The sequence below is a fragment of the Pedobacter alluvionis genome, assembly GCF_003664035.1.
Taxonomy (GTDB): domain Bacteria; phylum Bacteroidota; class Bacteroidia; order Sphingobacteriales; family Sphingobacteriaceae; genus Pedobacter; species Pedobacter alluvionis.
Genome location: NZ_RCCK01000012.1, coordinates 256,480 through 282,430, shown reverse-complemented (window position 1 = coordinate 282,430; position 25,951 = coordinate 256,480). Strand labels below are relative to the sequence as shown.

Genomic DNA, 25,951 nt, shown 5'->3' with positions numbered 1-25,951 from the left:
TTATTCGGGTTTAAATTTCCAGCGCTTATGGCTCCAGAGCCAGTATTGAGGCTGTTCTTTTATAATGTTCTCTAAAAATTTAAAGTGCAGGTCAGTAATCTCAAATTCTTCCATTTTTTCAGGTTCGAGGCACATGGGCAACACTTCTACATGGTAATAACCTTTTTTAGCCACACTTACCTTAAAGTAATATATCGGTCTTTTGGTTGATTTTGCAATTTTTTCTACACCTAAAAGTGCAGCAGTAGGCTGATTTAAAAAATCTACAAAATATTTGGTTTCTTCTCTGGTAGGAGATTGATCGCTTGCAAAACACAAAAGTGTAGGTTCATTTTTATAGGCGGCCATGCCACGTAGCGTTTGTCGCATAGCAATAAAAACATTGCCATACTTGGTGCGCATACGATCAAACCAGGTTTCGAAAATTTTATTTTTGATGGGTTTAAAAATCACCATGGTTTTGGCCGATATACTCAATCCAAGTGCTAAGGTGCCTAATTCCCAGTTGCCATAATGTCCGGTACAGGCCAGTACACTTTCACCTCTTTTAAAATGATTTTCCAGTTGCTCCAAACCGGTAAACTTTACTCTTTTTAAAGTTTCGGCTTTAGAAATACTGGTCATTTTGATGATTTCAAAAATAAGTTCGGCCAGGTACAGGAAGAATTTTTTCTCAATGGCTTTTATTTCAGCAGCAGATTTTTCGGGAAAAGACTGGGTTAAATTTTGTCTGACAACTTTTTTTCGATAGCCTATTACGTAATAAAGCAGATAATATAGTAATCTTGCAAAAAAAAACAGCAAAGGCAGGGGGAGCAGCGATAACAGGTACAAAAAAAATACGCCAACGTGCGCAATCCCTCTTTTAATCATTATTTTTAAAACGTTTCAGCTACAAACATAAATTTTCAAATGCAGAATACAGCTATACTTCCATTATTTTATCTTCCGCCAGTTGGTTATTTTAGTTTATTGCAAAAACTGGGAGAGGATTTTTTAATTGAAAAACATGAGCATTTAGCCAAGCAGACTTACCGTAACAGGGCCAGTATTTATTCGCCCAATGGCAAACTTGATATTACCGTTCCGGTGGTTAAAGGTGCTAAAACACATACGAAAATGAAGGATGTGCGGATCAGTTACGATTTTAACTGGCAACGTTTGCATTGGTTGAGTTTAGAAAGCTGTTACCGGAGTTCTGCTTATTTCGAGTTTTACGAAGATGAACTCTCGCGTTTTTATACCAACAAATTTGAATTTTTGTTCGATTATAACTTCGAACTTTTAGAGTGGTTAAACAAAAAACTAAAGCTGAATAAGAGCTTTGAGGTAACAGGAGAATATTTTGATGACATCAAACCAGAATTGGATTTCCGTTCGGCCATGAATCCTAAAAAACAGGAAGATATTGTAAACAATAAGTCCTATTATCAGGTTTTTGAAGATAAACATCAATTTTTACCCAACTTAAGTATTGTTGATCTGTTATTTAACCAGGGCCCCCAAGCCCGGCTATATTTGTAACATATGGGAAAAAGCAAGCCACGTAACCGTCATAAACACTATAAAGTTCCAGCGCCTGGCACCAGTCCGGGTTTGTACGCCATCGATGAAGATGCATTAAAGCCACACATTGTATTGCACACTTATAATGATAAGAGTTATAAGAAAACCGAACTGGAAAACATCAATAACATCGATAAACTAATCGAGAACAAAGATTTTTATTACTGGTTTGATATCAAAGGTTTGGCTGATCCCAATATATTTGAAACCCTCTACGATAAACTAGACATTAGCAGGCTCGTGCTTGAAGATATTACGAGCTCTTATCAGCGGCCTAAACTGGATGAATATGATAATGATAAGTATATTTTTTCAGTAAGCAGGCATTTATATTTAGGCGAGGATAATGTACTCTGCAATGATCAGATTTCCTTTATTTTATCGGAACGGACATTGATTACCTTCCAGGAAACTTATGCAGATTGTTTTGAACCGGTAAGGAAACGTTTGGAAATAGGGAAGGGCAACATCCGCATTGGTGGCAGCAGTTATTTAATGTATGCCATCATGGATGTGATTGTAGATAACTATTTTGCGCTTTTGAATTTTTGGGGCGAAGAATTAGATGCGATTGAAGACCGCTTATATGATCATCCTGATAAAAGAATCATGTACGATACACAGGCCATAAAAAGATCTTTGATCACCATTAGAAAAGTAACCTGGCCGGAAAGGGATAAATTGAATGATATTATTCGCACAGACAGCCCTTTAATATCTGACCTGACCAAAACCTATATGAAAGATGCTTACGACCATTGCATCCAGATTATAGACTTTATAGAATCTTTAAAAGAGATTGCATCTGCCAATATTGATATGAACTTATCGATCATCAGTAATCGGATGAACGAAATTATGAAGGTATTAACCATTATTTCATCCATATTTATCCCATTAACCTTTATTGCAGGGATTTACGGTATGAACTTCAGCAGGGAAGACCCCGCAACCGGAAAAATACTGAAAGATAACATGCCGGAATTATATGCTGAACATGGTTATTTATACACCTGGATTGTGATGGGAGTGATAGCTGTTATACAGGTAATTTACTTTTGGCGTAAAGGTTGGTTTAAATAAAACTTTATTTTTAAAATGTACCAGTTTTTGGTAACTTTAATAATATTTTAATATTAAAACAATGGGACGAAATACATCTATGGCTTTAGGAGATCATTTTGAAAATTTTGTTGATGAAAGGATTTCCGAAGGAAGATTTAAAAATGCAAGTGAGGTTATTCGGGCAGGGTTAAGATTATTGGAAGATCAAGAAAACAAAATCAAAATTTTAAGAGAAGCACTTCAGGTGGGAATTGATAGTGGAATGGTTAAGGATTTTGATCCTAAAAAACATCTTGAAATGTTGAAAGCCAAAAAGAGGAAAAATGGCTAAGTTCTCTCTTAGTAACAAAGCGCTTGAAGATTTAAGCGAAATTTGGGATTACACTTATGATGTCTGGTCTGAAAATCAAGCAGACAAATATTATAAGCTACTGATTGGATTTTGTATTCAGATTGCAAAGAAACCTGAAATAGGTAGAAACTATAAGGAGACAAGCCAAAATGTATTAGGATTCAAAGCTGGTGAACATATCATTTTCTATCTGATAATTGATAATGGAGAAATCGAAATAGCTAGGATTTTACACGCTAAGATGGATTTAGGAGCTAAAATGACAGAACTTTAATTGTACTGTAAATGACTAACATTAAAAGTCACTTATTGTAAAAAACAATTTTTAATATATGTAGCTTTAGGGCTTTTTGGTTAGGTTATAGATGCAGTCATTCGAAATAGATAAAAGCGACGTACTCAAAGTTAAAAATGCAATTTTAGCTGGTGATGAGACATTAAAAATAGTTTTAGAGGAATATCATGCCTCAGAAATTGCGATTTTGTTCGAACGTTTGGATAAATCTGAACAACGGCATATTATTAACCTTCTTCCAACCGAGATCGCTTCCGAGATTATTTCGGAAATGGATGAAGAATCTCATCCGGAAGATTTACTTTTTGAGCTTCATCCCGATAAACGTACCGAAATTGTTGAGGAGCTGGATTATGATGATGCGACAGATATTATTTCGCAACTGGAAGATCACGAGCAGAAAGAAATTCTGGAAGATCTTACCGAAGATCATGCTTCAGAAATCAGAAACCTTTTAACTTACGACGAAAAAACCGCTGGTGGTTTGATGAACACAGAACTGATCTGTGTAAACATCAACCTCACCAAAAAAGATGCAATTGACGAGATCATTCGCCAAAGTGAGGAAATGGAGGAGTTTTATACCATTTATGTGGTAGATGACGAGGAGATTTTTAAAGGCATTGTCTCGTTAAAAGATATTATCAAGGCAAAACATAACGCCAAAATAACTGAATTGGTTAAAATAGATGCCGTTTACGTGCATCCCGATACCGACCAGGAAGAAGTAGCCAACCTCATTTCTCAATATAATTTAACCAGTATCCCGGTAATAGATGATCATCAGAAATTATTGGGAAGGGTAACTTTTGATGACGTGATTGATGTAATGGAAGCGGAAAGTACAGAAGATATCTTAAAAATTTCAGGGGTATCGGAAGATGAGGAATTGAGTGGTAACTGGGTAGAAGCGGTAAAATCGCGTTTACCATGGTTGATCATCAACCTGGGCACGGCCTTCCTGGCATCATCAGTAGTTCGATATTTCGATCCAACCATTAAACTGATTCCTTCCTTAGCAGCTTATATGACCATTATTGCCGGGATGGGCGGAAATGCTGCTACCCAGGCACTTGCAGTAACCGTACGGCGTATTTCGTTGTACGATTTAACAGATAAGCAAGCTTATAGAACCGTTTTAAAGGAGTTTACCGTAGGCTTGATCAATGGGGCATCAAACGGATTAATTGTATTTATTTTTGCATTCTTTTTTGATGGGAACCCAATGCTCGGTTTGGTTATCTTCCTGGCTATGACGGGTAATCTGGTTATTGCAGGTATCACTGGTGCAGGTATTCCACTTATTTTAAAACGCGTAGGTATTGATCCTGCCATTGCATCATCTATAATTATTACTACTTTTACCGATGTTTTTGGCTTCCTATTAATTTTAGGATTGGCCAGCAAACTTTTACTATAATCAGGATTTGCTTGATTTTAGGAGTTCGGTATCTTTATCCGAAAGACTGAATTGGCTGCCTGTTAATTAACTAAGACGAATAAAATTAAATCTGTAAAATCTGATCCACATGCAAACAACAAGACACGATTGGACAAAAGAAGAAATATACGACATTTATAACAGGCCATTTTTAGATCTGGTTTACGAAGCTGCAAGTATCCACAGAGAGAATAAAGATTACAATGAAGTTCAGGTAAGTTCATTAATTTCGATCAAAACGGGTGGCTGTGCAGAAGACTGCAGTTATTGCCCCCAGGCAGCCCGCTATCATACCGATTTAGAAGTACAACCTTTAATGCAGGTTGGCCAGGTAGTTAGCGCTGCCGTTAAAGCAAAAGAGGGTGGGGCGTCACGTTTATGCATGGGCGCTGCATGGCGTGAAGTACGCGATAACCGCGATTTTGATCGTGTGATCGAAATGGTTAAGGCTGTGAATGATATGGATATGGAGGTTTGTTGTACATTAGGTATGCTAACCGAAAATCAGGCACAACGTTTAGCCGACGCTGGTTTATATGCATATAACCATAATATCGATACTTCTGAAGATGATTACAAACGCATTATCTCTACAAGAACTTACGATGACCGTTTAAATACCATTAAAAATGTGCGTAAAGCTAAATTAACGGTATGTAGTGGTGGCATTATCGGTTTAGGTGAAACAGTAGAAGATCGCGTTTCGATGTTGCAGACCTTATCAAACATGGAAAAACATCCTGAATCGGTTCCCGTTAATGCTTTGGTGCCCGTAAAAGGTACTCCTTTAGAAAATCAGCCACGCGTTCCAATCTGGGATATGGTGAGGATGATTGCTACTGCACGGATCGTAATGCCAAATTCGGTAGTGCGCTTATCAGCTGGAAGAAATGAAATGAGTACGCTGGAACAGGCTTTCTGCTTTATGGCCGGTGCAAGTTCTATTTTTGCAGGCGATAAATTATTAACTACGCCAAATCCTGCTTTTGTAGATGACATGGCCATGTTTGAACTATTAGGTCTAAAAACCCGTGATGCCTTTAAAAATGGCAGACCCGCAAATACAAGGATTGAACAAGAAGCTATTTAACTAGAAAGTATAATCCAAAAAAAGTCCCGACTAAAACCGGGACTTTTTTGTTACTATTTTTTTATAAATAGTGGTGTCAGATATTACTATCTGACATTAAGTTAACTCCTATGTTAAAGTCAGATGGTAGCACCTGACCTCACACCTAAGTAAGATGCGCTTTACTATACCGCAGTTACCCTTACTTCAATATTTCCTTTTGTTGCTTTCGAATATGGGCAGGCACGATGTGCCTTATCAGCTAAAGCTTGTGCTTCCTCATGAGAAATCCCCGGAATATGAACATCCAGATCAGCAGAAAGTACAAAAGAGTTTCCGTCTTTATTAAACGAAACCAATACTTTCACATTTGCTTCGCTAATATCAACACCTTCACGTTCTGCAACTGAGCCTAAGGCTCCCAGATAACATGGTCCCCAGGCAGCAGCAAAAAGCTCTTCGGGGTTTGTAGCACCTCCTTGTCCTCCAAGTTCTTTTGGTTTTCTTAAATCGAAATCTAAAATACCATCACTCGATTTAATGTGTCCGTCTCTTCCTCCAGTAGCTGTAACTTCAGCTGTATATAGCTTTTCCATCATAATTTGTTAATTGATTAAGTTTAACAAATTATACTTGTCTTTGTTTTTAACAGCCATAAAGACTGCACAATCATAATGCCACGGATAGACAAAACTTAATGAAGCGGATTGTTGGTGCAGCTATCAGAAATGTTGTAAAGATCTGGAATAATTTGCTTTGCAATTTTCCATTTCAGCAAGCGCTTAGGTGACCACTAAGCAAGACGGCTTTTTGTTGACTAAAGTTTTATTTTTACCGATAGTTTATAGATGTCGTAAGCAACTTTCTGGATCAGATCGAATTGCTCCGGAATTAAATCTTCTCCTTTTTTTACCCCTAAACCATTATCGTTTAACCTGATTAATGGCACATTATCAATGGTATCGGTACCTTTTTCCAGATTATCAATAGAAGTATCCAATAGATAATTGGTGTTATTGGCAATAGGTTTTAGGTTATCGAAACTCTCGAAGATAAATTGGTGCTCCTTATTGTAGAGCGAAAGTGTGGCAACATAAGAAGACAATAAGTGACTTAAAGCTGTAAACTGATGCACCTCTTTTATAAACAGCTGTTTGCTTTTGGGTTCAGAAAACATTCTTTGAAACAGGGAAGCCAAATTTGCCGTGCTTACATACACTTCTTTTCGAGCCAGTTTATATTCCGTTCTGTTATAATTTTTCTCAAAATACAACTTAATCACTTGTTCATAATAAGCCTTATTTGCTTTTAGGATGTTGATCATAGCCTCTTTGAGCTTTTCATACTCCCAGGTTGGGAATAAAGAATAACTGGCCAATAACGCAATTCCAGAGCCTATAAAAGTATCATAAATCCGCTCACTAGCCAGCGCTATAGATCCCATACCCAGAAAATCAAACAGGATTAAGATATAGGGTGTCATAAATAGAACACTCACTACATAATTTTTCCTTTGGAAACTATAACAGCCAATCATACAGATTAAAAGGATCACGAATAAAGTATTCCGATCGTGAATGTAAGTTATTACGGCCATACCAATAAACGCCCCAATTGTGGTGCCGATTAAACGTTGATAGTTACGTTCTTTTGTTAAACTAAAACCCGGTTTCGAAATTACCAGGATGGTGAGCAGAATCCAGTAGCTATGAGAGAAATCGAGAATTTGAGCTACTATAAAACCCAAAAGCATCACCACAGTAACCCGTAACGAATGCCTGAAAGTAGAAGAAGTATAGGTTAGATTCTCTGTAAACAGTTTAAAATCGAATTTTTGTCTGGTGATAAATTTCTCTGTATCTACATCAGCTTGCCGAATATCTTTGCTGTTTCTGATTTTAAAATAGCTAAAAATAGTTTTAACTCTCGATAGAATATTCTCAATGTTCACCTCAATGTTTTTTAAGGCAATAATACCCAAAGTATTGTACTCCTGATTTTGATTGTTCTTTTCCAGATTATTAATCTTAATCTTTAACCTTTCAATCTCAATCAGTAAACGTTTTGAAACAACAGGTGTTCCACCACTTTTTAATGCAAATGATATATCGTCAAGAGCGTAAGAGATCCGTTTAATGGCCATCTCATAGTCTGATAATATACCTGCTTTATCAAACTGATCATGCAACTGCTGGTAATTATAATAGGTAGACATTACCTGCTCGAACAGATCGACCATATCTACAAATACCAATAATAAAAATCTGCCCTCGGGAGTAGAATCTCTTACAATTTCGCGGGTTCTAAATAGTAATTCTCTTACCGCATCCTGTTTCTCATGAACTGAGACCTGGAGTTGTAATAAATCCGAATAGGTTTTATCGTAATTATTGTTCTGATGGTAAAATTTGGCCTTCTCCCTTAAAAATTCTGCAACTTCTAAAATAGAATCACTTAACGATTGCTGTACCAAACGGAAAGGACGTAACCTATACACAAAATAGCTTAAACCAGTATACCAAAGTCCACCAGCCATAACCATAAAAGCGTATAATAATACTTCTTGCCATGGACGGATATCATCAATGCTCAATACCATAATCAGTAAAACTGCAGTACCAACTGATGCAGCCCTAACCCCATAGATGTAAAACATCGAAAACACAAAACTTGATACTGCCAGTAGAAAGCCAATAAAATAATGGTTCTTATTTGTAAGACCTGTGATGATGGAAAAGGTAAATATGAGTGCAGTGGTAATCAGCATGGCATTTCTCCGGTGCACCATAGGCCCCGGACTATCAACTACGCTTACACACAAAGCTCCTAAAGATAAAGTCATGCCGTACTTTAACATGCCAAACTGGGCAAAAATTAAAGAGGGGAGCAGAACACCGATGGTAATTCGGAGACCGTCGGCAAAATACGTACTCAATAAAAAGTCTTGTATATTTCTAATGGGTTGCCTAATCTGCATGTTACAAAAATAACATAATAGCGAAGTTTTTTGTTGTGAATAAAATTAAGTTTTTTGCCTTTTTTTTTATTTTTAAGCTGAAAAATGGTAACTCTCTGATTGATAAATTGATAAGCAATGTTTATAAGTTCAATTGTTATTATTGTTAATAACCTTATAAGATGCTGTAATTTTATAGTAAAAACAACGATTATGAAAATTCAACATGTTGATAACCAGTATTTTTAAGTGGATAACTTTGTTTATAAAAACGTTCATTTTTCTCTTGACAAAAGTGTGTTTTCGTGCTAAATTAGATCATATCAAATACGAAGTACTTTGAATTCTGATAAAACAATCCAAAAGAGATAAGGAACCGAAAGGGGAATTGTTTCGGATAGTTTACAGGGAAAACGATTAATTTCAGAAAGGGTTAACCGAGTAAGAATATACATGACCACCGCAAGGTTGGAGAATGAGAAAATCGAACAGGCCCAAACAGAGCTTATGGAAAACTCAGAAGTTTACGGACGGAAGAGTTGGAAATAAATTTTCACGGATCGCAAAAGTTGCAAAACCTAACGAAAACGGAAAAATCAAAGTAACAAGAATTAGATGCTTTAAAATACGACTACGGTTGTTTTTAGAGTTAAAACGGGGAAAGAATCGAAAGAAGACTTCCCCGTTTTTATTTTGTCCAGGATTTTGGCTAATGATCTAAAAAAGAATAGTCAATTTTTCTGCTAATTCTTCTTAAAATATTAAATTTACCAAATGGCCAAAAAAGGTAAATCAATCTCCAATCCATCAAAAAAGATATTCGTTTTAGATACCTCGGTTATTTTATATGATCATGATGCGATAAATAACTTCCATGAGCATGATGTAGCCATTCCCATCCAGGTTTTAGAAGAACTTGATAATTTCAAAAGTGGTAATGACACCCGGAACTTCGAGGCCAGAAGTTTTATCCGTCTGATAGATGAAACTTCAAAACAAAAACTGATCAGCGACTGGATTTCGCTAAAAAGTCCGGATTCGGGCAAATTTAGGGTAGTGCTGAACGAGAAACCTTTAATTGTAGATGCAGAGAACATTTATGGAAAAGGAAAAACAGACCATAAAATTTTAAATGCTGCATTAAGCTTAAAAGAAGAGCATCCTGATAAAAAAGTAGTGCTGGTATCGAAAGACATTTGCCTGAGGTTAAAAGCAAAAGCCCTGGATTTAAACGCAGAAGATTACGAAACAGGAAAGATTAAAAATGTAGATGAGCTTTATGCGGGCAAAACAGAGCTGGTTGATTTCCCGATCGAAGTGATAGAAGAGGTAAAAAAACATGCTTTTATAGATGCAGGTGAATTGGGATTACCGCCAAAAAATGCCAATCACTTTTATATCCTTAAAAATAAAAGGAAAACCGCCAACGTATTTTACAATAATAGCTTAAAAACGATTTCGACCGTTTCTACAGATGCTATTTTTAAGATCAAACCCAAAAATATAGAGCAGGCATTTGCCATTCATGCTCTTTTAGATCCCGAAATCAAGCTGGTGAGCATCCAGGGTAATGCAGGAACCGGAAAAACCTTATTGGCGCTAGCCAGCGCTTTAGAACAGCGTAAAAATTTCAGACAAATTTATGTTACCCGGCCGATCGTTTCATTGAGCAACAAAGATATAGGCTTTCTCCCAGGCGACGCAAAATCGAAAACAGATCCTTTTATGGCACCGATATGGGATAACCTGCGTTTTATTAAGGAACAGTTTATTGGTGATGATAAAATGTCAGAAAAAATTGATGAGCTGATCACGACGGAAAAAATAGCCATTGCCCCTTTGGCCTTTATCAGAGGCAGAACGCTGACTAAAATTTTCTTTATCATTGATGAAGCTCAAAATCTTACGCCACATGAAGTTAAAACAATCATTTCGAGGGCAGGAGAGCATACTAAAATTGTTTTTACAGGCGATATCTACCAGATTGATACACCATACCTCGATTCAGAAAGTAATGGCCTGTCTTATTTAATCGAAAACGCGAAAAATCATCCCCTTTATGCCCATATCACTTTGCAAAAAGGCGAAAGGAGTGAATTAGCGAATTTAGCGAATGCCTTACTTTAGTTTATTCTAAATACAAAACTTATATTTCTTAACCACTAAAAATTCTATTCTATTGGGCTCCATGTTCTCTTTGTTCTTCATCATTATTGCCATTCGGGTAATGAATAAATATCTGGATAAAGATTCTGGTAAATTAACTGTTATGGATAACCCAAATAACGGGACTAATAAAATTGAGAATTTTAGTCCTCTGGTTTTTCATCTAGTTATCATTGCATTGATTTTAATTTCATGTTTCACACCAGGAATTTTAAATGCAGAAAGAATCAAAATCCTGATAGCTGATGGTGTTTTTCAGTTTGTAAGTACAATGCTGATTGTGATCATTGGATTGATAAATCCTTTTATATCTTTTTCACCTGAAACAAGATCAAAACTCGAACAGAAAGCCTCTGAAACTGATTTTGAATGGATGAAATGGCTTTTAGTAAGTAAGAACTGGCAGCTATTGAAAGCGTTTTTTTGTATTGCGATAGTTGCTTATTTTATTTACAAAGGTTATCTGGTTATTCCAAACCTGAACCAAGGAGTGCTATCAGGAATTGCAATCTTTTTAATTTTGTTTTTTGTATTCGGAAATCTCATTCAACTGATTAAAGATCCGGTACTTTTTAAAAGAAAAACTCTGTTCAGGTTATCAATGCTTTATCGCTCATTTAAGCTTTCCTTTTTTATATCGGCAGGATCAATCCTGGCCATTTTTTTGACTGCTACAATCCTTAAATTAGATATTGATAAGCTGGTAAATATCCAGGGGATAATTCTTTTGGTTTACAATGTGGTTATGGCTTATAACGAATACAGGGTATTAAATGCTTAGCTTAATGGTATTTTCTTAACGACCTAAGCGCTATAAACAACCCAATTAATGTTAACATGGCACTCAATATAACGGTGCTCCCGGAAAGCAAAGGTATTTGCCTTCTATAAAATAGAGCAATGGACCGTCTTATTTGATTGAAAATGCGAAAAACCGACCGCTCTATGCCCATATTATCCTCCAGAAAGGGAAGTGCAGCTATTAGCGAATGAACTGTTATAGTGATTTGTTTCCCACAAATTCCGCAGAAAAGGTGCGCAGATTTAAGAGGATTTTTATAAATGTTAGTGTGGAACTTTTAGCTGCCAAATATGATCTGTATAATCTGCGTTTTTTATCTTCTCGAATCTGCGGGAACTAATTAATGATATTTCTTCAAACTTCTTAAACAAATAAATAACCCAATTAACGTTAACACAGCACTCAATATAAACGGTGCTCCTGGAAAATAAACAGGTGCTTTGCCTTCTATAAAATAAGCGAAAATATGCGTCATCACCCATGGTGCAAATATCGCAGCCAAACTTTGTAAACCAGTTAAAACGCCTTGCATTTCGCCTTGTGCATTGGATGGGATCTGATTAGATATTAAACCCTGCATCGCTGGTCCGCCGATTCCGGCCAAACCGTAAGGGAGCATAAAGGCAAACATCATCCAGCCTTTTGACGCAAAAGCAAAGGCCGTAAAGCCGATTACATATAAAATAAGACCAAAGTAAACCGCTTTCTTTTCTCCAATTTTTGGCAAAATTACCCTGATTAATCCTCCCTGTACAATTCCGATCACCAAACCCACGAAACCTAACGAATAACCAACCCATGCCGCATCCCAGTCGAATTTTTCCATGGTATAAAATGTCCAATTCGATTGAACCGAGTGACTTGCGAAGTACAATAAGAATAATGTAATCATCAGCCCCAGTAAAGCAGGATATTTACCGATACTAATCAATGAGCCTATGGGGTTTGCTCTTTTCCATTCGAAAGCCCTGCGTTTTTCAACCGGTAATGACTCAGGTAATATAAAATAGCCATAAAGCCAGTTAATCAAAGATAAACCTGCAGCAACCATAAAAGGAACACGCGTACCAAAATGACTGAATGCACCACCTAAAACCGGACCTAAAATAAAGCCTACGCCAAAAGCAGCACCAACCAGACCGAAATTCTGCGCTCTTTTCTCAGGCGACGAAACGTCAGCAATATAGGCCTGTGCAGTAGTAAAACTCGCTCCGGTAATGCCTGCGATAATCCTTCCTACAAACAACCAGGTAATGGAAGGGGCGAAGGATAAAAAAATATAATCGATACCTAAGCCGAACAAAGAGCTTAATAATACTGGCCTTCTTCCGTACCGATCGCTCATCGCACCGATAATTGGAGAGAATATAAATTGCACCGATGCGTAAGCAAGGGTCAGCCAGCCCCCATATTCTGCTGCCAACCCGAAACCGCCACCGGTAAAATCCTGTATAAGTTTAGGTAAAACCGGAATAATGATCCCAAAACCTGTAAAATCGATCAGGAGGGTTACCATAATAAAACTCATTGCAGATTTTTTTTCGGTTGCCATTTTATAAAAAGTTGAAAAGCAAAAGTATTAGAATTACCTAAGAATGTAAATTTTAGTTCTATAAACCTATCAGGTTTCAGCCGAAATGTTTGATAAAGAACCCTCGTTTATAAACCTGATATAGCGAAAAGCCCACAACGAGCGAGGACTTGGAGCGGTAGCAGGGCTGCAGACCGCCACTAAGATAGAACCCTACATTTCAAAAAAAATGTCAATCCAATCTGACAAAGCTTACATTTTTTAAAATCTAAACAGGTCTGAATCAAAAACTCTTAAATTGGCCTTTAATAACTTAAAATTGCATTGGGAGTGAAAAACCTATAACAAAGGTCAAAAATTTTCCACAATGCCTTAGTTCGGCATAATTTTGTTAAATTCGCAAGGTTATAGTAATACCCTTTTTTAATATCGTTTTAAGTAGCGAGAATAATAATTTATGGCAGAAGATTTAGAAAATCAGCAGAACGACAAAATCATTCAAATTAACATAGAAGAGCAGATGAAATCGGCTTACATTGATTATTCAATGTCGGTAATCGTATCGAGGGCTTTGCCTGATGTACGTGATGGATTAAAACCAGTTCACCGCCGTGTGCTCTACGGCATGTTGGGTTTAGGTGTAACCAGTGGAAAACCTTATAAAAAATCTGCCCGTATTGTGGGTGAGGTTTTAGGTAAGTACCACCCACACGGTGATGCATCGGTATATTTTACCATGGTTCGTATGGCTCAGGATTGGAGTTTGCGTTATCCAATGGTAGATGGTCAGGGTAACTTTGGTCACATTGATGGTGACTCTCCGGCTGCAATGCGTTATACTGAGGCACGTTTTAGCAAACTTGCCGAAGAAATGGTTGCAGATATCAATAAAGATACAGTAGATTTTCAATTAAACTTTGATGATACAGAGCAGGAGCCAACGGTTTTACCCGCAAAAATACCTAATCTTTTAGTTAACGGTTCTTCTGGTATTGCGGTAGGTATGGCCACCAACATGGCGCCACACAACTTAACTGAAGCAATTGATGGTGTGATAAACTATATCGACAATAGAGATATTACGATAGAGGAATTAATGAAGTTTGTAAAAGCTCCCGATTTCCCTACAGGTGGTATTATTTATGGTTATACCGGTGTAAAAGAAGCATTCGAAACTGGTCGTGGACGTATTGTAATGCGTGCAAAAGCAGAGATCGAAAACATTAAAGACCGTGAAGTAATTATTGTTACCGAAATTCCGTACCAGGTAAACAAAGCACAAATGATTGAGCGTACTGCTGAATTGGTTGGCGAGAAAAAACTGGAAGGTATATCGAACATCAAAGACGAATCGAACAAAGATGGTATCCGCATCGTTTATGAAATTAAACGTGATGCAAATGCTTCTATCGTTTTAAACAACCTATATAAGTATACAGCTTTACAAACCTCTTTCAGTGTAAATAACATTGCATTGGTAAAAGGCCGTCCACAGATGTTGAATCTTAAAGATTTAATTGTTCACTTTGTGGATCACCGTCATGATGTAATTGTTCGTCGTACCAAATACGAATTGGCAGAGGCTGAAAAACGTGCACACATTTTAGAAGGTTATTTAATTGCTTTAGATCATTTAGATGAGGTAATTAAATTAATCCGTGCATCAGAAACGCCAGAGGAAGCCCGTTTAGGCTTAATGGAGAAATTCGGGCTAAGCGACCTTCAGGCACGTGCGATTCTGGATATGACATTGCGTCGTTTAACAGGACTAGAGCGTGATAAGATTAAAGAAGAATACGCTGAATTAATGAAAACCATCGAATACTTGAAATCTATTTTAGCAGATGAAGGTTTGCGTATGCAGATTATCAAGGATGAACTGGAAGAAGTGAAACAGAAATTTGGCGATGAACGCAGAACTACAATCGTTCACTCAGCCGAAGACATGAGTATGGAAGATTTCATCGACGATGAAGAAGTTGTGATCACCATTTCTCACGAGGGTTATGTTAAACGTACGCCAGCAAGCGAATTTAAAGCGCAAGGAAGGGGCGGAAAAGGATCTAAAGGCAGTAACTCAAGAAATGAAGATTTTATTGAGCACATGCTGGTTGCTACCAACCACAATTATATGTTGTTCTTTACCGAAGCCGGAAGGTGTTTCTGGTTGAGGGTGTACGAAATTCCGGAAGGTTCGAGAACCAGTAAAGGAAGAGCGATACAAAACATCATCAACATTCCGAAAGAAGAGAAAATTAAGGCCTATATCAAAGTTAAAAACCTTAAAGACCAGGAATATTTAGAGAACAATTTCATCATCATGTGTACTAAAAAAGGTACCATTAAGAAAACTTCTCTTGAAGCGTATTCACGTCCACGTGTAAACGGTATCAATGCCATTAACATTAATGAAGGCGATATCTTATTAGAAGCTTGTTTAACCAACGGTGAAAGCGAAATTGTAATGGCTTTACGCTCAGGAAGAGCCATCCGTTTCAATGAAAAAACCGTTCGTCCGATGGGTAGAACAGCTACTGGTGTACGTGGTGTAAGGCTTGCACACGATCAGGATGAAGTTGTTGGCATGATTGCTGTAAACAATCCTGAAGTTACGGTGTTAGTAGTATCAGAAAAAGGTTACGGAAAACGTACTGATATTGAAGATTACCGTGTAACCAACCGTGGCGGTAAAGGGGTAAAAACAATTAACGTTACTGAAAAAACAGGGCAATTAGTTTCTATAAAAGACGTTACTGATAGCGAAGATTTGATGATCATTAACCGTTCAGGCATTGTAATCAGAATTCCGGTATCAGCATTAAGGGTAATGGGACGTGCCACGCAAGGGGTTCGTTTAATATCGTTAAAAGGTGATGATGAGATTGCATCGGTTACTAAAATTGACCACGAGGAAGACGAAGAAGAAACAGTAGATTTAACAGATGTTGTAGTTACAGACGGTGAAGAAATAGAAGCAGATACTACTCCGGAAGCTGATGATACTGAAGAAGAGGGCGAATCAGATAACGAAACGGAAGAAGAAAATTAACTAAAATTAAGATTAGAATAAAAATTATGAAAAGAGTATTTCTAAGTATATTTCTAGCAGGTGCGGTAAGCGCTGCTTTTGCTCAGAAAAGTGAAGTAAACGCGGCAAAAAATGACTGGGGTTTATTCCAGTTAACTTCTTCAAGCGCTACAACTCCATTGGCAAAAAAACTTGAAGCGTTAGCTAAAGGCCTGGCCCATACTGATAAAGCCATTGCGGATGAAAAATCTAAAGTAATGCCAGAAGCATGGTCTTACCGTGCGCTATTTGCCTCTTCTGCAGCGATTTTAGATTCAACCAGTACTGCAAACGCTGATGCAAATTTGAAAATTGCACAAGAAGCTATTGTTGAAGCAAAAAAACTGGATACTAAAGGTGCTGAAAAGGACAACATCAGTTCAGCTGAAACGAATGTGAGTAATGCAGTTAGAAACGCTGGTGTAATTGCTTACAACAAAAAAGATTACAAAACAGCTTACGAGAAATTTGTTGCTGCAACGGTAATTAACCCACAAGATACTGCGATGTATTTAAATGCTGGTATTGCAGCAAGAAATATTGAAGATTATCCCGGTATGATTACTCAGTTTAAAAAAGTGATCTCTTTAAACTCACCACAGTCTAAAGATTTATATTCTGAAATTATCAATGCTGTTCTAAGCAAGCAGAAAGATACTACAGCTGCTTTGGCCGTTATTAAAGAAGCAAGTGCAAAATTCCCTGAAAATACCGACTGGATTAAAACTGAAACCCAGATATATATTGATAGGGGTGATGCAGCAAAATCTGAGCAAATGTTGGTTGCTTTAGCAGCAAAAGAGCCAAATAACCCTAGCTATCAGGTATTATTAGGCAATATTTATTTCAGCCAGGCTTTAAAACTACAGGCCGATAGAAATAAAATCGATCCTAAAAAAGTAAAAGAATTTAACGAAGTAACCGGTAAAATGAATGCTTTGTTAGATAAATCACTTCCATTTTACAAAAAAGCTTTAGAAGTTGATGCTAAAAACCAGGGTGCATTAGAAACATTGAAAACGATCTATGCTTTTAGAAATGACACTAAAAATTACGAAGATGTCAAGAAACGTTTAGATGCATTACCTAAACAATAATTCTGATACGATTTAAAAAAAGAGCCCTGAAATTTCGGGGCTCTTTTTTTTATGTTTATTTTTATGGTTTATTACGGTTTTATCACATCAATACATTATGCAGAATTGCCTTAAAATATCTTTAACCGCTTTAATTTTCGTCTCTTTTAATGCTGTAGCCCAAAAAAGTCAGATCCTGATTGCCAGAAATTCAGTCGGCAAACTTCAGGCATCTATAGCCAACAAAGAAGATGAGAAAAAGCAGTTAAGCATCATTACAGAAGGCTTAAAATCGATAGAATCTGCTGAAAAAGATAATAAAACCAAAAACTGGACAGAAACCTGGTCTATAAAATCTTACCTTACCTCATTTGCATCACTGATTGATACCGACCCGAACAATGCAAATAAATTTTATGACAGCGCAGTAGAGGCGGTTGCCAAAGCAAAAGCATTAGACCGTTACAATGATAATGGGGGACTTATTAAAGCGTCTGATCACAACATTTTAATCAAAAAGCAGGATAAGGGTAATGAAGCTTATTTTAACAACGAATTTAAAGAGGCATTTGCCGACCTGAAAGAAGTTTCAGATAATTTTCCTGCCGATACTACTCTGGCGTTAAATACCGCGATTTGCGCATTAAATATTCAATCTTACGATGAATCTTTAACTTATTTTAAACGTGCAAAAGAAAATGGAATTAAAAATCCATCTGTTTTTCAGAAAATGGCTCAGATGTACGTAGTGAAATCAGAAAACGAAACCGCTATCAAAACTTTAGAAGATGGATTGGTTTTAAATCCATTTAACCGTTTTTTAACGAACGATTACATCAATCTTTTGCTTGACACAGAAAATTATAGTAAAGCACAGGGATTGATCGAAAATAATTTAAAAGTGGAAAAAGGAAATAAACTGCTTTATTTTCTATATGGTTACCTGCAACAGGTTGGTGGAAATAATGCTACAGCAATTTTAGCTTACGATAAAGCTTTAACCACAGACCAGAATTATTTCGATGCCTTGTACCAATTGAGTTTAGCTTATATCAATACTGCGAATGAAACTTTGCGCAAAAGCGATGCGGACAAAACCGAAAAATATAAAGGTCTAATTAACCGTGCACAATTTGCTTTACAACGTGCCAACGAAATTAATCCAAACGATAAGAAAACTGTACAGTTGCTGATTGATATCTATAACAAAAAAGGCGCAACAGATAAGGCACAGGAACTTAACCGCAAACTTCAGGAACTGTAATTTTATAGGAAATCTAGAGAGGATAGGATAGTGTTCGAAAACACAACTTAACATAATATTAATTATAAGACAAAATTAATATTATGTTATACCGGTAATTACAAAAGCTAAATATCAGTTTAAAATATAGTGTCTAAAACAATTCCGGTAAATAAATTTTTAATGTCATCAGATATAAAAAATTATATTTGGTAAATCTATAATCTAGAAATGTACTTGCCCACTTTCCATACTTTGCTACCTGGGATGAAATTTGGATAAGTGAAAATCATGCGACTAAATTGGCCAAAGTCGGTAAAACAATACAAAAGTTCCTACAGATGCAAAACGAAAACAAGGCTGGTGGCGTCCTTCTCAAATTGCATTTAGATGCAAGTGGTAATCATGAAATAAAAGATGGTCAAATCAAATTTATAAAATATTCAAATCCTGATGAAAAGATATTCATCAAAGACATGGTTAGCTCTAGAGACGATTCAACAACTTTAATTTTGATGATGTACAATTTTCTAACCAGAAAATTTGCAATAACTAGCTAATTACCTTTTATTCAATTACCAAAACAATCAGAATCATTTTGAAACGTATCCCTTATCTTAAGAGTACATTTCACCAAAGTGATTCATTTAAGGATCAGACAAGGTTTAATCAAACAATTTACAGCATTAACTTGTACTAAAACCATGTACGACCATTATAGCTTCGAAGATGCAGCCACTTATCAGATTGAACTCGCCAAACAATTAAAATTTCATCAACTTGAGAGAATTCAAACCATCGCAGGTGCTGATATTTCTTTTAATAAAAACAGCACCACGATGTATGCAGGAATTGTAATCTTAAGTTACCCGGAAATGGTTTTAAAATCATTCGCCTTAGAAACTTATGAAACTAGTTTTCCATACAAAGCAGGTTTTTTGGGTTTTAAGGAAGTTCCGGCATTATTAAAAGTTTGGGAATTGATAGTCGAAAAACCAGATGTTGTGGTATTGGATGGCAATGGGATTTTGCACCCACGCCGTATGGGTGTTGCTTCACATTTTGGTATTTTGGCTAATCAAGCTACAATTGGCTGCGCAAAAAGTCTCTTGCACGGAAAAGATCATCAGCCAGAAAATGTCAGATATAGCACAACAGAAATTAAAAATAATTTAGGTGAACTCCTTGGTTTTGCATTGAAAACAAAGATCAATTGCGCACCTGTTTATGTATCCGCTGGTCATTTAATTACTGCTGATCAAAGCTTAGCGATCATAAAAAACTCTGTCGGAAATTACCGCATTCCCGAACCAACCCGCATGGCCCACAATATTGTAAATGATTTTAGAATTGGAAAACTGAAAGCTGGTTTTCACGAGGTATCAGCACCGCTAACTTTGTTTTAAAAGCCAGTCGTCATTGCGAGAAGGCTTTTTCAGCCGACGAAGCAATCTTACAACGCTCGCTAAGGCTTGTGCTTTAAGATTGCTTCGTATACCTTATAATGATGACAGTTCTATATAATTTTAAACCCAGTTAATCCCTTTTTTTAGCAACTGCAACGTTTTATATTCATCCGAATCTACTTCTGGTTGAACATTATAACCCCAGTTGGCCTGTGGTGGTAAACTCATTAAAATAGACTCAATCCGTCCATTGGTTTCTAAGCCAAATTTTGTTCCGGAATCGTAAACTAAATTAAATTCTACATAACGGCTACGGCGTTGGTATTGCCATTCTTTCTGAGCTTCAGTAAATTCTTTATCCCGGTTACGGTCGATTAATTCGGTATAAATCGGCAAAAATGTTTCACCAATATTAATGGAGAAATCTAAAATCTGTTCCCAGGATAAATTGGTGTTTTCAGGTTTTAAGCGATCGTAAAAAATACCACCAATACCGCGGGTTTCTTCACGGTGTTTAATAAAAAAGTAATCATCAGCGTGTGTTTTGAATTTTGGATAAAATTCAGCACCGAAATCGTCACAAGCCTGTTTTAGCTTATGGTGAAAGAAACGGGCATCGTTTTCGAAAACATAATGCGGCGTTAAATCGATACCGCCACCAAACCAACGTGTTTCTTCATTGAGTTCAAAATAGCGGATATTCATATGAATAATTGGAACCAGCGGATGATTTGGATGAATCACAATTGAAACGCCTGTAGCAAAAAAATCATCTTCTGTCACATTAAAGGCTTTTTTTACCGCTTCCGGAAGCTTTCCATGTACAGCAGAGAAATTTACACCACCCTTTTCGATAATTGCACCATTTTGCATAATCCGCGTACGTCCGCCTCCCCCGCCGCTTCTCTCCCACAGTTCCTCTTCAAATTTTCCTTTGCCATCGGCAATTTCCAATCCACGGCAAATTTCATCCTGAATTTGCTTATATCTCGCTGCTACTTCTTCTTTAAACATGACGGCTTTTCTATTTCTATACAAATTTAAGCCTATTAAAGCAGCTATATTGATTTATGTTTAGATAGTACATTTTATTGACATTGCGGTTAGTTCCTAGTTCAGAGTGCTAAAACTAATATTCTAAATAATTAAGGTCTTTATTAAAGCTTTCTTTTAAATAGACCACAGAAATCATGGCGATCACGGTAACAATTCCCATAACGATAAAACCAGCCGAAACTATGTTATAACGGTGCACAAAAAATTCGAAAGCAAATGTAATTGGAATTAATGCCCCGCGTACAAAGTTTGGCGCCGTGGTGGTAACGGTCGAACGGATGTTAGTACCAAACTGTTCAGCGGCAATAGTAACAAACGTTGCCCAATAGCCAACTGCAAAGCCCATAAACAGGCAGATCAGGATAAAACTACTTTCGGTTAAACCTGTACTGGTTAAATAAATAATTACTGTAATTACAGACAGACTTTGAAAAATAAGTACTGTTTTTCTGCGGGACTTTAATACCTGTGCCAAAAAGCCGCATACCACATCTCCAATAGCAATACCAAAATAAGTATACATAATCCCGGTACCCGCATTCAATAAATCTTTTGCGCCCAGTGCTTTCCCTATTTCTGGCGATTGGGTAACCAGAATACCTACAATAAACCAAAGAGGAAGCCCTAAACAGATACAGGCCAGGTATTTTAAAAACCGCTTCCGGTTAGAAAAAAGCATAAAAAAGTTGCCTTTGGAAACTTCTGAACTTTGCTCAGCATGTTTAAACATACCCGATTCGAAAGTACCTACACGTAAGAGCAACAAAAGCAGGCCCATACCGCCACCTACAAAATAAGAGGTTTGCCAGGTAAAATGTTTGCCGATTGTGGCTGCTGCTGCTGCTCCCAGTAAACCGATGCCAGCTACCACCATCGTTCCGTATCCACGTTTTTCTTTGTCCATAGTTTCGGTAACAAGGGTAATTCCTGCTCCTAGCTCTCCTGCCAAACCAATACCCGCTATAAGCCTGATAATCGCATAAGTGTGTACATCCGTAGCAAAACCATTGGCTAAATTTGCTAACGAATACATTAAAATTGATCCAAATAATACTTTGATTCTGCCGAATTTATCACCGATGATTCCCCAAAGCAAGCCACCAAGCAATAAACCGAACATCTGCATATTGATTACATACTCCCCTTCGGTACGCATGTGTGCTGCAGAAACACCGATATCGGTAAAACTTTTTACCCTTACAACAGAAAATAGAACAAGATCGTAAATATCGACGAAATAGCCCAGAGCAGCTACAATAACTAAGAAAATTACATTACTGCTGTTGGTTTTTGCTTGAGGGTTCATTTAATTATTTGGTTTAAACGCTGAAAGTACGCAATAACACAAATATTTAAAATAGATTTTTCAAAATAAAAGCCACTCTGCGTTAGAGTGGCTTTTAAGATCCTACATAGTAGGGTTCTTTTTTGTAGTGTCAGTTGGCATTTTTGTTGTCGTGTCTGGCATTTTTTTAGATGTTGTATCCATTGGTGCCGTAGTTGTCGAATCCGTTTTAGTGCTGTCTGAAGAACCAGCCATATTTTTTGACGAATTGCATGCTGATGTGGCTATCATAAGAGAACCCGCAAAAGCAAGACTTAAGATTATTTTTTTCATAGTTTTTATTGTTATCTATCATCCTAACAACCTTTTAATCATTTGGTTTTATTTTTTTTCTTCAAAAAGGACATTTTTCAACAAATAACACTGATTGTTAAGAGATTATAGTGAAAACAACTACTATCTGTGATGGATCTTTAATTTATTCTGCAGCCTCGAGATATATTTTCAATTAAAATCAAATTATAACCACGACTATCCAAATCTGTTAAAGCGTCGCTAAGGGTATCATAACATGCATGATCTAAATTACTGAAATATTACTAAAACAACACGGCCAAAACTTTAAAAGGTGATAAAACTTTCTGATATTAGTAAGTATGATAATTTCTCAAAATACCCTTAAATGGGTAATGCGTTTTTACCCACCCCTATTTTTTCAACGCATTTGGGTTCAGAGATTTGAAAATGAATTTAGAAGCTGTACAGTTAAGCTTAGCAAGAGTTTTCTGAATAAAAATTATAACGGTTCTATTTTTGGAGGCACTATTTATGCAGCTACTGACCCGTTTTATGCCTTGTTATTTGATCAGTTAATGCAACGTCGGGGATTTAAAGTCCGTGTTTGGTTAAAGAGCGCCTCTATACAATATTTAAAACCTGGTCGTTCTACATTATATTTTACTATAACAGTAACTGACGACATGCTTGCTGAAGCTGAACATGCCTTAAAAACCATTGGAAAGTTTGTAAAAGCCTATCCCATGGAAATAACCAATAAGAATGGTGAACTGTGTGCGACCGTAATGAATGAAGTATATATCCGAAACCTGCATCAGGGCGAAACGCCCAGAGTTGCTTACTAATTTTTAGATTATGCCGAGTATTAAGAGTTTAATTTTGCAGGGTGAGGGCGTTATGCTCGATTTTAAGAAAACCATTACCAATACCGAGAAAATTGCCAAGAGTCTGGTTGCTTTTGCTAATAATAAAGGTGGTAAATTATTAATTGGTGTGGCCGATGATGGATCTATTAAAGGTGTGAAATCAGAAGAAGAAGAAAAATATATGATTTTAACTTCTGCGCATCAGTTCTGTAAGCCTGCGATTGAACCTTACTTTGAGGAAATTTATGTTGACGATAAATTAGTGCTGGTAGTTAATATTCCTGAAAGTGATACCAAACCGCATTATGCACTTGATGATCAAAAAAAATGGTGGGCTTATATCCGCATTGATGATAAAAGCGTTTTAGCCAGTCGGATTATTGTTGAAGTCCTTAAACAGGAATATAAAAATGACGGCGTGTTAATCTCTTACTCGGAGAACGAGAAAAAACTGCTCGAATACCTGGAGCAGAATGAAAAAATAACACTGAAAGAGTTTAGCAAACTATTACGCAGTTCGTACCGCAAAGCGCAAAAAGTATTGGTTAATTTAATCCTGACCAATGTAATCAAATCGCATACTTCAGAAAAAGAAGAATATTTTACAGCGGTGAGGTAAGGGGCTTTTTCTTGATGGTCGTCATCCTGAACTTGTTTCAGGATCTATTTTACTCGTATTATAGTGATATCAAAGCTAGTAGGAAAGATGCTGAAAGCATGACGAACGAGAGGGCCTCTTGCTAGGAAAACTGGCTGCCAAGAATTGGTCAACCTGAACTTGTTTCAGGGGCTGCTATACATTAACTTTTCTACATCTCTACTTTTTGAGCTTTAAAAAAGCGACCTTTGCAAACTATGTTTTCTAAAATTTACACCAGGTATAAACCTTATTATAAAGAAAATCTTCACTTGGCGCTGCCAATAGTAGGTTCTCAGGTTGGTCATACTTTGGTTCATATGGCAGATAGTATTATTGTAGGTCATTTTACGGATACCATTCAATTGGCTGCTGTTTCGCTGGTTAATAGCATATTCATGCTTATTTTAGTAATAGGATTAGGTATTTCTTATGGTTTAACGCCACTTATCGCACAAGAAAACGGTAGGCAGAATTATGATGAATGCGGAAAACTTCTGTCAAACAGTTTAATCATTAATATCTGTATAGGCATATTTTTATATGTACTGGTTCAATTGGGGATATTTTTTGTCATCGATCGACTTGAACAAACTCCTGAAGTAGTACGCTACGCAAAACCCTATCTGAATCTTTTATCAATTTCAATTATTCCATTATTGATTTTTCAGACCTTTAAACAGTTTGCTGAAGGCTTAGGCTTTACCAAACAGGCGATGTTCGTTTCGATCTGGGGAAATGCGCTCAATATCATCCTCGGAATTATTTTCGTGAAAGGTATGTTCGGTATCAAATCGATGGGTGTTAGCGGTGTTGGTTTAAGTACTTTAATTGACAGGGTTTTAATGGCTACAGTAATGTGTTTTTACGTTTTACGTTCGCAGTATTTTAAAAAGTACCTGACGAGTTTTAAAGCCACGTTTTTTGATAAAATAAGGGCAATTAAAATTGCAAAGATCGGAATGCCGGTTGCCATGCAATACTCTTTCGAAATCAGTGCTTTTAGTGGAGCAGCAGTCCTTATTGGTACGATTGGTGCAACAGAACAGGCTGCACATCAAATCGCGATTAGTTTAGCCGCAATGACTTATATGATTGCCAGTGGTGTAGCTTCTGCAGCGACCATTAAAACTGGAAATAACTTTGGAAAGAAAAATTTTGACGATTTACGTAAATCTGCTATAGCCAGTTATCACGTTATTTTACTGTTTATGTGCTGTACAGCGGTAATTTTTGTATTGGCAAATAAGATGATGCCCTTTATTTATACCGAAGATGCAGCAGTAATTCCTATTGCAGCACAACTATTAATTATTGCAGGCTTTTTTCAATTATTTGATGGTACCCAGGTAGTGGGATTAGGTGTTTTACGTGGCATAGGCGATGTCAACATTCCAACCTTTATTACTTTTTTAGCCTATTGGGTAGTTGGAATCCCTATTGGTTATGTATTGGGATTTCATTTTAACTTAGGCGTTAATGGCATTTGGTATGGGTTAACACTAGGTTTGCTAACAGCCTCTATCCTATTGTTTTTAAGGTTTCAGAATAAAACGAGAAGTTTGAAGGTGGAGCAGATGCGTCCTTAGATAAATTCGTCGTTTCGACCGCAGTGGAGAAATCTATCAAACAGAATTTCTTATGGATAGATTTCTTCATTTCTTCGCTCCAGTCGAAATGATGTGACTAAGTAATAAAACGAGAAATTTGAAGATTATTAATTGTCATTCTGAGCGCAGCGAAGAATCCCTTAACAAAGAGAGTGGATCCTGTGA

General features: G+C 36.8%; 23 protein-coding genes. 16 read left to right on the top strand and 7 right to left on the bottom strand.

Annotated features, from left to right (window positions below):
• Entirely contained in the window at positions 1-873 is an 873-nt protein-coding gene (locus BCL90_RS15175) for a lysophospholipid acyltransferase family protein (RefSeq protein WP_121284849.1), read from the bottom strand.
• A 39-nt stretch (positions 874-912) separates the two neighbouring features.
• Between BCL90_RS15175 and BCL90_RS15170 the strand changes: the two genes are divergently transcribed.
• The 6 genes from BCL90_RS15170 to bioB all read left to right on the top strand — a co-directional run bounded on the left by BCL90_RS15170 (position 913) and on the right by bioB (position 5,809).
• Positions 913-1,524, top strand: a complete 612-nt coding sequence (locus BCL90_RS15170; RefSeq protein ID WP_121284848.1) for a WbqC family protein — start codon at positions 913-915, stop codon at positions 1,522-1,524.
• 3 nt (positions 1,525-1,527) lie between these two features.
• Positions 1,528-2,649, top strand: coding sequence for a magnesium/cobalt transporter CorA (gene corA, locus BCL90_RS15165; protein WP_166792211.1), 1,122 nt, complete (start codon positions 1,528-1,530; stop codon positions 2,647-2,649).
• Positions 2,650-2,710: 61 nt separating this feature from the next.
• On the top strand, positions 2,711-2,962 hold the full coding sequence (locus tag BCL90_RS15160) for a type II toxin-antitoxin system ParD family antitoxin (protein ID WP_121284847.1): 252 nt from the start codon (positions 2,711-2,713) through the stop codon (positions 2,960-2,962).
• On the top strand, positions 2,955-3,257 hold the full coding sequence (locus BCL90_RS15155) for a type II toxin-antitoxin system RelE/ParE family toxin (RefSeq protein WP_121284846.1): 303 nt from the start codon (positions 2,955-2,957) through the stop codon (positions 3,255-3,257). The genes BCL90_RS15160 and BCL90_RS15155 overlap by 8 nt, the downstream gene beginning before the upstream one ends.
• A 91-nt stretch (positions 3,258-3,348) precedes the next feature.
• The gene (gene mgtE, locus BCL90_RS15150) at positions 3,349-4,698 is read left to right on the top strand and encodes a magnesium transporter (RefSeq protein WP_121284845.1); all 1,350 of its coding nucleotides are present in this window, start codon (positions 3,349-3,351) and stop codon (positions 4,696-4,698) included.
• Between the two features lie 109 nt (positions 4,699-4,807).
• Positions 4,808-5,809, top strand: a complete 1,002-nt coding sequence (gene bioB / locus BCL90_RS15145) for a biotin synthase BioB (RefSeq protein ID WP_121284844.1) — start codon at positions 4,808-4,810, stop codon at positions 5,807-5,809.
• A 164-nt stretch (positions 5,810-5,973) separates the two neighbouring features.
• On the opposite strand, the gene BCL90_RS15140 is transcribed toward bioB, so the two are convergent.
• Positions 5,974-6,384: an organic hydroperoxide resistance protein gene (locus BCL90_RS15140; RefSeq protein WP_086546445.1), complete on the bottom strand. Its 411-nt coding sequence runs from the start codon at positions 6,382-6,384 to the stop codon at positions 5,974-5,976.
• A gap of 221 nt (positions 6,385-6,605) precedes the next feature.
• Positions 6,606-8,765 (bottom strand): FUSC family protein, encoded by a 2,160-nt coding sequence (locus BCL90_RS15135; RefSeq protein ID WP_121284843.1) that lies wholly within the window; start codon positions 8,763-8,765, stop codon positions 6,606-6,608.
• A 753-nt stretch (positions 8,766-9,518) separates the two neighbouring features.
• Here BCL90_RS15135 and BCL90_RS15130 point away from each other — a divergent pair.
• Both BCL90_RS15130 and BCL90_RS15125 read left to right on the top strand, forming a co-directional pair.
• Entirely contained in the window at positions 9,519-10,871 is a 1,353-nt protein-coding gene (locus BCL90_RS15130; protein ID WP_121284842.1) for a PhoH family protein, read from the top strand.
• A gap of 61 nt (positions 10,872-10,932) precedes the next feature.
• Entirely contained in the window at positions 10,933-11,691 is a 759-nt protein-coding gene (locus tag BCL90_RS15125) for a hypothetical protein (RefSeq protein ID WP_134380661.1), read from the top strand.
• Between the two features lie 361 nt (positions 11,692-12,052).
• Here BCL90_RS15125 and BCL90_RS15120 read toward each other — a convergent pair whose 3' ends face one another.
• Positions 12,053-13,264, bottom strand: a complete 1,212-nt coding sequence (locus BCL90_RS15120; RefSeq protein ID WP_121284840.1) for a TCR/Tet family MFS transporter — start codon at positions 13,262-13,264, stop codon at positions 12,053-12,055.
• A 436-nt stretch (positions 13,265-13,700) separates the two neighbouring features.
• Here BCL90_RS15120 and gyrA point away from each other — a divergent pair, with 436 nt between their 5' ends.
• The 5 genes from gyrA to BCL90_RS15095 all read left to right on the top strand — a co-directional run bounded on the left by gyrA (position 13,701) and on the right by BCL90_RS15095 (position 20,035).
• Complete coding sequence (gene gyrA / locus BCL90_RS15115; RefSeq protein ID WP_121284839.1) at positions 13,701-16,292, top strand: DNA gyrase subunit A; 2,592 nt, start codon at positions 13,701-13,703, stop codon at positions 16,290-16,292.
• A 26-nt stretch (positions 16,293-16,318) separates the two neighbouring features.
• Positions 16,319-17,407 carry a tetratricopeptide repeat protein gene (locus BCL90_RS15110; RefSeq protein ID WP_121284838.1) on the top strand — a complete coding sequence of 363 codons (1,089 nt, stop codon included), beginning with the start codon at positions 16,319-16,321 and terminating at the stop codon, positions 17,405-17,407.
• A 97-nt stretch (positions 17,408-17,504) separates the two neighbouring features.
• On the top strand, positions 17,505-18,650 hold the full coding sequence (locus BCL90_RS15105) for a tetratricopeptide repeat protein (RefSeq protein WP_121284837.1): 1,146 nt from the start codon (positions 17,505-17,507) through the stop codon (positions 18,648-18,650).
• A 320-nt stretch (positions 18,651-18,970) separates the two neighbouring features.
• Positions 18,971-19,189, top strand: coding sequence for a hypothetical protein (locus BCL90_RS15100; RefSeq protein WP_134380658.1), 219 nt, complete (start codon positions 18,971-18,973; stop codon positions 19,187-19,189).
• Between the two features lie 144 nt (positions 19,190-19,333).
• Positions 19,334-20,035: an endonuclease V gene (locus tag BCL90_RS15095; RefSeq protein WP_121284835.1), complete on the top strand. Its 702-nt coding sequence runs from the start codon at positions 19,334-19,336 to the stop codon at positions 20,033-20,035.
• Positions 20,036-20,155: 120 nt separating this feature from the next.
• Here the strand turns inward: BCL90_RS15095 and hemF are convergent, their stop codons facing one another.
• The 3 genes from hemF to BCL90_RS15080 form a co-directional block, all read right to left on the bottom strand.
• A complete protein-coding gene (hemF, locus tag BCL90_RS15090) occupies positions 20,156-21,049 on the bottom strand; it encodes an oxygen-dependent coproporphyrinogen oxidase (RefSeq protein ID WP_121284834.1) in 894 nt (297 codons plus the stop codon).
• A 115-nt stretch (positions 21,050-21,164) separates the two neighbouring features.
• Positions 21,165-22,397 carry an MFS transporter gene (locus BCL90_RS15085; protein WP_121284833.1) on the bottom strand — a complete coding sequence of 411 codons (1,233 nt, stop codon included), beginning with the start codon at positions 22,395-22,397 and terminating at the stop codon, positions 21,165-21,167.
• Positions 22,398-22,499: 102 nt separating this feature from the next.
• The gene (locus BCL90_RS15080) at positions 22,500-22,709 is read right to left on the bottom strand and encodes a coproporphyrinogen III oxidase (protein WP_121284832.1); all 210 of its coding nucleotides are present in this window, start codon (positions 22,707-22,709) and stop codon (positions 22,500-22,502) included.
• 323 nt (positions 22,710-23,032) lie between these two features.
• Here BCL90_RS15080 and BCL90_RS15075 point away from each other — a divergent pair, with 323 nt between their 5' ends.
• From BCL90_RS15075 to BCL90_RS15065, 3 genes are all read left to right on the top strand, one after another.
• Positions 23,033-23,518: a PaaI family thioesterase gene (locus BCL90_RS15075; RefSeq protein WP_121284831.1), complete on the top strand. Its 486-nt coding sequence runs from the start codon at positions 23,033-23,035 to the stop codon at positions 23,516-23,518.
• 10 nt (positions 23,519-23,528) lie between these two features.
• Positions 23,529-24,158 carry an AlbA family DNA-binding domain-containing protein gene (locus tag BCL90_RS15070; protein WP_121284830.1) on the top strand — a complete coding sequence of 210 codons (630 nt, stop codon included), beginning with the start codon at positions 23,529-23,531 and terminating at the stop codon, positions 24,156-24,158.
• Between the two features lie 236 nt (positions 24,159-24,394).
• A complete protein-coding gene (locus BCL90_RS15065) occupies positions 24,395-25,765 on the top strand; it encodes an MATE family efflux transporter (RefSeq protein ID WP_121284829.1) in 1,371 nt (456 codons plus the stop codon).
• The last annotated feature ends 186 nt before the right edge of the window (positions 25,766-25,951 follow it).